Origin of the sequence: Niallia sp. (assembly GCF_031978665.1) — a bacterium.
In the GTDB taxonomy this organism is placed as follows: domain Bacteria; phylum Bacillota; class Bacilli; order Bacillales; family Cytobacillaceae; genus Niallia.
Genome location: NZ_DALZDK010000063.1, coordinates 5,628 through 15,148, shown reverse-complemented (window position 1 = coordinate 15,148; position 9,521 = coordinate 5,628). Strand labels below are relative to the sequence as shown.

Sequence of the window (9,521 nt, the reverse complement as noted above, 5' to 3'; positions counted from 1 at the left end):
CGGTGTGAACAGGGGGAAAAGGGAGCGATAACCTCAAACCCTTACCTATCTGTATTAACAAGTGCATTAAATTATATGAAAAAAAGCTTGAAGCCTGTAAAAATTCCCTCAAGCTTTTTGTATCCTATTTGTAATGTTATTTGTCTTATTATTTATGTTACGAAATCGTATGTTATTTGAGTTGCGATTTTAGATTTTCTCCATGTTATCGGAACTATTTAATATATGGCTCCCACTTCTAACTTTTTACATTATTCGTATCATCAATAATATTCCTCCGGTATTTATTCGGAGATAAACCCATTACCTTTTTAAAGGCTGTACTGAAATAATGTTGGCTTTCGTAACCAACTAACTCAGATATAGATATTATTGGATAATCTGTTGATTGAAGTAAGTATACTGCTTGTTTCATTCGTTTATTTGTCAAAAGCTGAACAAAGCTTAGTCCTAATTCTTGTTTAATTAGCCGGCTTAAATAAACAGGAGAAACTTGTAATGTTAATGCAACTTTCTCTAGCGATAGGGTAGAATCAGTATACTGATGTTCGATTATACTTTTTGCCCGCCTCACAATAGGCGAAATATTGATTTCCTTTTGAACAATTTCTTTACCCCTCTTATATAGCAAAAAAATATTCCGGTAATCTTCGTTGTTATTCTCTGTATATACAGTAATTGGCATATTTAGTTCCTTGCGAATACATTCTTCCAATTGGACAATTATATTTTTGGCTATCACTTGCCAACTAATCAGAATAATAAGCCCAGAGTTATCATCGTAATAACCAATTTCAGTATCTTCAAAAAACAAAAGAATATGATATTTTAGTGATTCTTCCATTTCCACTCTTTCTTTTTCACTCAAAATCGATTTATTTTCAAGAAATTCTAAGCAAGAAATAACGATCAATTGTTTCGGTATATTCGTATCTAAATAATACAGAGCTAATTGATTTTTAATTTCTTCATTCGCTAAATTACCTTGCAGCCATTCTCTGAAGAAATTATGTTTTAAAGTTGGCATATTTTTTGTGAATTGTTCTGATGTCCTATCCATTATCTCTTTTTGTTTATTTACCTTAACTAGTTCAAGTTTTATTTTATTAAGCAAATTGAATAAATGATCTGGATCAATAGGTTTTAATAAATAATCTGAAACATTTAGCCTGATTGCTTCTTGCGCATATTTAAATTCATCATAACCTGTAATGATAATAATTTGACAGTCAGGTAACTTGGACTTAACTTGTTGAATAACTTGGAGACCATTTGCTATCGGCATATTGATATCAACTAGAAGGATATCAATAGAATGAAGAAGAGAGAGTTCAATGGCTTCATCGCCATCCTCTGCTTCTGCGATGACATTCATCTGAAGAGACGACCAGTCAATGGAATTTCGAATTCCTTCTCGAATAATTGGTTCGTCATCAGCTATTAATACGTCCCACATCTGTTTATCCATCTTTTCTCACTCCTTGCTATCCTCTAAGTTCAATGGCAGTTTTATCGTTACTTCAGTACCCTTATTCATTTGACTATCAATGGATAATCCGTACGCTTCTCCATAAGTCAGTTTTATTCTTGCCTGTACATTCATCATTCCATATCCAAAATTTATATTTTCTTTCTTATCTTTATTTAAAATAACAAGGGTATTTAGTTTTTCTTTTAAATGATTCAATTCTTCTTCCCTAATGCCTACCCCATCATCCTTAATTCTCAATAATAGGCAGCCACTTTCTTGTTCTGCAATTATTATAATCTTCCCCGGTCCCTTTCTCTCTTTAATTCCATGATAAATCGCATTCTCTACAATTGGTTGAAGTACCAATTTAAGTATTCTTCCCTCTATTAAAGTAGGATTAAAGGTAATTTCATAATTTAATTTATCCTGATATCTCACTTTTTGAATCGCTAGATAGCTTTGAATATGTTTTATTTCATCTTTGAGTTGAATAAAATCATTTCCCTTGCTTAAACCAATTCTAAAAAAAGCAGATAAGGATGCTACAATTTCTGCTACATCTTTCGCTCCATGCTTTCTAGCCATCCAATTAATCGTATCCAATGTATTGTATAAAAAATGTGGTTTTATATGTGCCTGTAGGCTTCTTAATTCAGCCTCTCTTTTTTGCTTCTCTTGAACTTCTGTTAACGTTATTAAATTATTAATCTTTGCAATCATGTGATTGAATGTTTTTCCAAGCCTGCCAATCTCATCCTGCCGTTTCCCAACATAGCGAATCTCCATATTGCCGTCTTCGATTTTCCTCATCATCTTCATTAATTCAATAATTGGATTGGATATAGAATTTGAAAAATAGTAAGAAACCGTTATTCCAGCAAAGCAAAGAAAAAATACAAAAAAGAATAGATATAATTGAATTTCTCTTACTTCTGCCACTGATTCATCGGAGTGAAATATCCCAACTGTTGTCCAGTTTGTAAAAGGCGTTCTTTGATAAATAAACTCTATTTTTTCTCCTTCAACCACCTTTTTATAGGAACCCCAATCATTACCTAATAAGATTGCTTCCGGAATCACTAACGGCTCCCTATTAGAGGTCGAATATATATCCTTACCGTTTTCATCTATTACCGTTAAAAATCCCGAAAGTCCAATATGAACATTATTCATTGCTTCTCCTATTACTCTTAGCTTCAAATCTATTAATATGACACCTGAAATTTCTTGTGTATCTCTATTAACAATAGCCCTTACTACGGTGACTATTTCATCTTCCTTATAATTGATTTGACTAACTATGTTACGTTTTTGAGGTTTCCCTATTATTTTAAAAATCCCCTTGTTTCTTACTGCTTCTTCATACCACTTCTCTTTCCTTAAATCCACATTATTTTGGGCATAGAGCTCATTGCTAATGTATTGTCCTTCACTATTGATCAGTAAAATCCCTGCAATTTCGGGGTACAAAGATGTAAACCCTTGCATTTTTTTACGAATGGAGTAGCCTTGTTCTTCCTCTTTATAATTATTTTGATCATGAGAAAAAAACGAATTAATTTGTGAATCCATCGAAATTAGATAACTTACATTTTGTACATTCGTAATAGATGATTCCAATGTTGTGTTCACTTGGTCTATCAGTTGAAGGGTATTTTTCGTTGCTTGCTCTCCTAAAATTTTTTCAACCGTTACACCTACTAACAATCCTAGTCCAATAGCTGGGAGAATACTAATTAGTAAAAACAAAGCAATCAGTTTATCTCTAATGGAGAATTCATTGATTTTATCTAATTTCGAAATCATTTAGCTTAACCCTTCTTTTTTACTTTATATATTCAGCATAGTATTCTTTTACATTATCCTTTGTAACGATTGTTATCCCGGTATCAACATAAGGAGGTAATGAATTATATGCACTATTTGTTTGCTCATGATGTAATTTAAACAAGAACTCCATTGACCAATATCCCATATTCCATGTTCCTTGGGCAATTGATGCTGAAATCGCTCCTCGTTCTATATTGTCCAATGTTTTTCTATCTACATCAAAACTAATTATCTTTAAATCTAGTTCTTTATTTTTTGTTACTGCATCAGCCACGCCCACTCCACCATTCGCTTCCGTAACAAATATCCCTTTTATATCTGGATATTTTCTTATAATATCCTTCGCTATTTTTTCCGATTTAAGTTGATCCCCTTCCCCATTAAGAACTTGTACTATTTCCATATCTGGATAATTTGTTTTGATTGTTTCCATAAACCCTTCAGTTCTTTCTTGGTGGTTTAACTGATCTGGTAAGGTAATAACCGCTACTTTACCTTGTTTATTAACGAGTGAGGCCATCTTATCAGCTGCCTTTGCACCTGCAGCATAATTATTTGTTCCCAAAAATGATGACGCTTTACTTAAAGGCGCATCTGCGTCAAACAATACAACAGGTATCCCCATATCAACAGCTTTATTAATCGTATCATTTAAATCATGGGGATTTATTGCGGATAGTGCTATACCAGAAGGCTTCTTCGCGATAACTTGTTCTAGTACTGTAATTTGTTCATGTAGATCATATTGGGATCCCCCTCTATAAACAACAGAAACATTTAATTCACTAGCTGCATCCTCAAATCCCTTTAATGCTGTCTTCCAATAATCAATTCCTGCCAAAAAAGTCACCATTACATATTCATCATTCACCGAACCTTGTAACCGTTCTCTTTTTATTCCACTCGCATTATCCCATGCATCATTTAAATGGGAATTATAAAAATAGATACCAAATAATATAAAAACAATTATATATACATACAGTAACTTCTTCATTTAGACACCCCCAAAGGAAAAAACTGTATGCTTCATTATACAAGGAAAAATTTCTAGTGAAAAGAGAAATCAACTAATTTCAATCACTCACATCTCGAAACTAAATGCAAAAAAAAGCAATCACTCAAAATAGGAGAGTAATTGCTCTGCAAGATTTCCTTTATCTCTTCAAAAGAACTTCTTCCTCATATGCTTTTACTTCATTAATCCAAGTTTCGCGCACAGGCACATTCATTTGTTCACAGTAATAATCCCATATAGCTCCAAATGGATAGGTTTTAAATTCTTCCATTAATGCTAATCTCTCTGTGAAATTTCCTTCCTCTTGTAATTGTTTTAGTTTTTCATTTGGAAGTAATAATGCATTCAAAAGTGCTTTAATCATATTTCTTGTTCCAATTGTCCATGCAGCTACACGGTTGATACTAGCGTCAAAGAAATCAAGACCGATGATTACTTTATCTAATGCTTCATTACGGACGATTTCTACGGCAATTTCTTTTAGTTCATCATCTAAAATAACAACATGATCACTATCCCATCTTACTGGTCTAGATACATGCAATGCTAATTTTTCACTAAATAAAAGCATGGAAGAAATTTTGTTGGAAACGGTTTCTGTCGGATGATAGTGACCAGTATCCATTAGGCATAATTTATTATTCTTCAACGCATATCCTAGATAAAATTCATGGGAGCCGACTACATAGGATTCTGACCCAATTCCAAATACCTTGCTTTCCACTGCATCTAAGTTATATCTTTCATCTGTTTCTACAGCATAAATTTCATCTAATGAATCCTTTAATCTTTTTCTTGGTGTCAAGCGGTCACTTGGAATATCCTTATAGCCGTCGGGAATCCAAATGTTTGTTAAAGCTGGTGTACCAAGCTCTTTCCCAAAATATTCAGCGATTTTTCTACTAGCGATACAATGCTGAATCCAAAAATCACGAATCTCCTTATTTGGATGAGCTAATGTTAAACCGTCTGCGGCTTTTTCATGGGAGAATAATGTAGGATTAAAATCTAATCCTAATCCATTATCCTTTGCCCATTGGACCCAATTTTCAAAATGCTTTGGTTCTAGCTCATCTCTTTCTACAGCAACTCCATCTGTTTCCGCGTAAATAGCATGCAGATTGACACGATGCTTACCAGGAATAAGCGACAGCGCTTTCTCTAAATCACTTCTTAATTCCTCTGGATTCGTTGCTTTTCCAGGGTAATTTCCTGTTACATCAATCCCTCCAGATAATTCTCTTTGATTTACTTCAAAGCCAGCGATGTCATCCCCTTGCCAGCAATGAATAGAAATGGGAACATTCTTTAGCTTTTCTAGTGCTCCTTCTACATTTACTCCCCATTGCTCATACTGTTTTTTTGCTAATTCAAAATTTTCTTTAACGGACATGTTTTTTTCCTCCTCTTATTTGGTTACGTCTTCGGTTGCTTTGAATGATTTAATTTCAAATGATTCCTTTATCATTTGTCTTGCTTCCGACAGATTTTCTACTTCTCCTAATGCAATAAATTGAGAAACGATATTTCCAATGGCAGTCGCTTCAATCGGACCAGCATGTACTTCTTTCTTCGTGGCTTCTGCAAGTAATTGATTTAACATTTCATTCTGACAGCCGCCACCAATTATATTAATACTTGGAAAAGATTTTTCGAATATTTCTTCAATCTCATTAATAGCAGTAATATAGCTTTCTACTAAACTATCATAGACACATTTCGCTATTTCGCCTGGTGTTACAGGGACTTGTTGGCCAGTTTCTATACAATAGCTCTGAATTTCTTCCACCATATTGTCTGGCTTTAAAAAGCGATCATCATTTACCTTTACAATGCTTGAAAAATCCTTTGCTGCTTTTGCTAATTCAACAAATTCAGCAAAAGAGTATTGGTTATTATAATTATGTCTGACTTCCTGTATCATCCAAAGTCCCATAATATTTTTCAAGAAACGAAAGCGATAATCGATTCCACCTTCATTCGTAAAGTTATAATCTAACGCCTTCGTTACACAAATAGGAAATCTATTTTCAACACCAATCAGTGACCAAGTACCAGAACTAATATAAATTGTGTCATTCTGCTCTGGCACGGAAATGACAGCAGAACCTGTATCATGTGTTGCTGGAAGAATCACTTTCATATCAAAACCAAATTCCTCCACTAATTCTGGCTTCAAATTTCCAAGAATCGTATTTGGCTTTTTAATGTCCTGGAATATTTCACTATTAATTTCTAATGTATCGAGAATAGTTTTATCCCATTTTTTTGTAAACGCATTTAATAATTGTGTGGAAGATGCATTAGTATATTCATTTGCTGGAATGCCAGAAAGCAAATAGTGTAAATAATCAGGTATCATTAAAAAGGTTTTCGCCTTTTCTAATACTTCTGGCTGTGTCTTTTTTAAAGCATACAATTGATAGATCGTATTAAATTTTTGGAATTGAATACCCGTTTCTAAGTATAATCTTTCCTTCATGATTTTCTGGAAAACTTCTTCCATCATCCCATCCGTACGGTCATCCCGATAAGCAACGGCATCTGTTAAAAGTTCCCCTTGTTCATCTAGTAAAACAAAATCTACTGCCCATGTATCAATGCCGATGCTTTCTGGCTTTATACCTAGATCGTTGCATTTTTTTATTCCATTTTTTATTTCTGAGAAAAGTCGATCAATATCCCAACAATAATGCTGTCCTTTTTTGATCATCTTATTTTCAAAACGATGAATTTCATTAAGCTCTAATTTATCTTTCTGAACGGACCCAAGAATAAGCCTTCCACTTGAGGCTCCAATATCTACTGCTAGCGCATATCTTGTCATTTCCACCTCTCCTTAAAAAGGAATTAGAAAACGTTTCCTTGGATTTATTGTAATGGGTTTCATCCTATTAAAAAATATCGTAACTTATCTTTTTTACTGTCCTTATTTTCCAAACACATGACGGGAAATTTCTAATTTTTCTACTGTGTTAACGATAGAAAATTATCATAACAAAGATAAAAGCTAGCAAATGATTACTTTGCTAGCTTTAACCGAAATGCTTTCGGTGTCATTCCATATTTTTCTTTAAATATCCGATAGAAATAGCTCATATTATCATATCCTACTTCTTCAATAATCCGCTTAATGGAAAGATCCGTAGTCTCTAACAAAATCTTTGATTTACTTAGCCGCTTCTCTTGGAGCAATTCCTTAAAAGTGTAGCCTGTTGCTTTCTTAATATTTTTACTCAAAGAAGACATGGATTGATGGAGTTGCATGGCTAATTCATTCAGTGTTCCATTTTGATAGTTCTCTTCTATATAGGTCAATGCATCTATAACGAGATACTGATTCTGTAATACCCCTTCATTTTGTTGAATTTTATCTGTGTTTTTTATAAGCTCTATAATCAATAACCCCATATACAGTTTCATCGTCGATTCCGATAAAATGGAGTTATTTGTTTCTTCCTTTAATAGTTTCCCAATGATGTCTTGGATTTCCATGACATCTGAGACCTTGTAATATAAATATTGGCCACTTTCCGTATGATTAAATAAGCTATTAATAAGAAAATCAGTTAGTTTATTTTCTTCATGTAAATATTGAAAAATAAATTGAAAAAAAGGTGGCTGAATGATGAAATTAACGACAATATCTTCCCGATCACATGCCTGAATTTCATGCTCCATATATTGATTTAAAAATAAGAGCTCTCCTTTTTTCAGCGAGATGTGGTCATTGCCCACTTTTTGCTGCAATCTACCATTCACCACATAATTTATCTCAATATAATTATGCTTATGTTTAGGAAAGTCAATAAAACGTGTATGCTTTCTCACCGTAATCATTTTATCTTTCCGTAAAAACTTTTCACTTTCGATAATAAAATTACTTTGACTAGTATAGATGTCTTTTTTAACTCCCTGCTTTTGTTGAACAATACTTTTTTCTTCCTCTGTTAATTCCATTAATTGCTTCAATAAAACGTTATCCAAGAAGGCCAACCTCGCTTAAGCTACTATTATATTATTTTCCTAGAAAAGAATTGTTTAGCAATTTAGAGTTTGGTAGATTGAACTTTTCCTTTATAATTACTTTAATCGAAATCGTTTACACCATTTCTTCTTTAGTATAAATCTTACTTCTTCTAATATCCACCTAATACAAGACTATTTTTTTATACCAATAACAACAAAAAGCGGGGATAGAATAACTCCCCACTGATTGAAACTCCCTTTATCTAGTGAATGCTGCTGGAACTCCTCCATCGACTGTTAGCATACACCCTGTTGTTTTCTCTGCTTTTGAAGAAGAGAAATAGCAAATCGCTTCCGCAATATCCTTTGGAAAAATATTTACTAATAAAGTAGTGCGTTTCTTGTAGTGCTCTTCTAATTGGTCTGGATCAATTCCATAATTGGCTGCTCTCTCTTCACGCCACTTGGATCCCCAGATAGCAGACCCCTGTAATACAGCATCTGGTAATACCGTATTAACACGGATGCCAAATTCTCCTCCCTCTGCAGCAATACATCTTGCTAAATGTGCTTCCATTGCTTTCACGGAGCTATAAGCAGTAACATTTTTCCCAGCATATACAGAGTTTTTGGAACCGATAAATACCATGCTTCCCCCTAATCCTTGCTCTTTCATTTGTTTAAATGCTTCTCTCGCAACTAGAAAATATCCTGTTCCAAGAACATTTAGATTTAAATTCCATTCTTGTAAAGAAGTTTCGTCAAATGGACTAGAGGTAGCAAGGCCGGCATTATTTACAATAATATCAACTCCTCCAAATGTGAGGGCAGTTTTCTTATAGGCATCTTTCACAGCGTCTTCTTTTGTTACATCCATCTTAACTGCTAGCGCACGTTTAGAACCGTACTTTTCATTGATTTCTGCAGCTACTTTTTCTGCACCTTCTATATTAAGATCCGCAATAACAACATGTGCCCCTTGCTCAGCAAACAGTCGGCAAGTTTCACTTCCAATACCACCAGCTCCACCTGTAACAAAGGCAACTTTACGAGAAAATTCAGCTTCTTTTGGTGCAAGGGATAATTTATATAATTCCAGTGGCCAATACTCTATTTTAAATGACTCATTTTCATTTAAAGATACAAACTCTCCTAAAGTTGTAGCACCCTTCATAACAGAGATTGCTCGATGATATAAAGCACCACTTACCTCAGCCATTGCTAGTGTTTTTC

At 33.8% G+C, this 9,521-nt stretch carries 8 protein-coding genes; 1 reads left to right on the top strand and 7 read right to left on the bottom strand.

What is annotated here, in order from left to right:
* The coding region (locus RTL21_RS22545; RefSeq protein WP_312099347.1) for a hypothetical protein at positions 1-180 on the top strand (180 nt) is incomplete at its 5' end.
* A gap of 58 nt (positions 181-238) precedes the next feature.
* Here RTL21_RS22545 and RTL21_RS22540 read toward each other — a convergent pair.
* The 7 genes from RTL21_RS22540 to RTL21_RS22510 all read right to left on the bottom strand — a co-directional run.
* Positions 239-1,468 carry a response regulator transcription factor gene (locus RTL21_RS22540; RefSeq protein ID WP_312099345.1) on the bottom strand — a complete coding sequence of 410 codons (1,230 nt, stop codon included), beginning with the start codon at positions 1,466-1,468 and terminating at the stop codon, positions 239-241.
* A gap of 6 nt (positions 1,469-1,474) precedes the next feature.
* On the bottom strand, positions 1,475-3,277 hold the full coding sequence (locus tag RTL21_RS22535; protein WP_312099343.1) for a sensor histidine kinase: 1,803 nt from the start codon (positions 3,275-3,277) through the stop codon (positions 1,475-1,477).
* Positions 3,278-3,296: 19 nt separating this feature from the next.
* Complete coding sequence (locus RTL21_RS22530; protein WP_312099341.1) at positions 3,297-4,298, bottom strand: substrate-binding domain-containing protein; 1,002 nt, start codon at positions 4,296-4,298, stop codon at positions 3,297-3,299.
* A gap of 160 nt (positions 4,299-4,458) precedes the next feature.
* Positions 4,459-5,712: an L-rhamnose isomerase gene (gene rhaA, locus RTL21_RS22525; RefSeq protein WP_312099339.1), complete on the bottom strand. Its 1,254-nt coding sequence runs from the start codon at positions 5,710-5,712 to the stop codon at positions 4,459-4,461.
* Positions 5,713-5,727: 15 nt separating this feature from the next.
* On the bottom strand, positions 5,728-7,146 hold the full coding sequence (gene rhaB, locus RTL21_RS22520; protein WP_312099337.1) for a rhamnulokinase: 1,419 nt from the start codon (positions 7,144-7,146) through the stop codon (positions 5,728-5,730).
* A gap of 194 nt (positions 7,147-7,340) precedes the next feature.
* On the bottom strand, positions 7,341-8,306 hold the full coding sequence (locus RTL21_RS22515; RefSeq protein WP_312099335.1) for an AraC family transcriptional regulator: 966 nt from the start codon (positions 8,304-8,306) through the stop codon (positions 7,341-7,343).
* A 241-nt stretch (positions 8,307-8,547) separates the two neighbouring features.
* The coding region (locus RTL21_RS22510) for an SDR family oxidoreductase (protein ID WP_312099334.1) at positions 8,548-9,521 on the bottom strand (974 nt) is incomplete at its 5' end.

What these genes read in the sequence shown, in the direction of transcription:
- RTL21_RS22540 (WP_312099345.1), bottom strand. Translation starts at nt 1,468, where the DNA reads ATGGATAAACAGATGTGGGACGTATTAATAGCTGATGACGAACCAATT.
- RTL21_RS22535 (WP_312099343.1), bottom strand. Translation starts at nt 3,277, where the DNA reads ATGATTTCGAAATTAGATAAAATCAATGAATTCTCCATTAGAGATAAA.
- RTL21_RS22530 (WP_312099341.1), bottom strand. Translation starts at nt 4,298, where the DNA reads ATGAAGAAGTTACTGTATGTATATATAATTGTTTTTATATTATTTGGT.
- rhaA (WP_312099339.1), bottom strand. Translation starts at nt 5,712, where the DNA reads ATGTCCGTTAAAGAAAATTTTGAATTAGCAAAAAAACAGTATGAGCAA.
- rhaB (WP_312099337.1), bottom strand. Translation starts at nt 7,146, where the DNA reads ATGACAAGATATGCGCTAGCAGTAGATATTGGAGCCTCAAGTGGAAGG.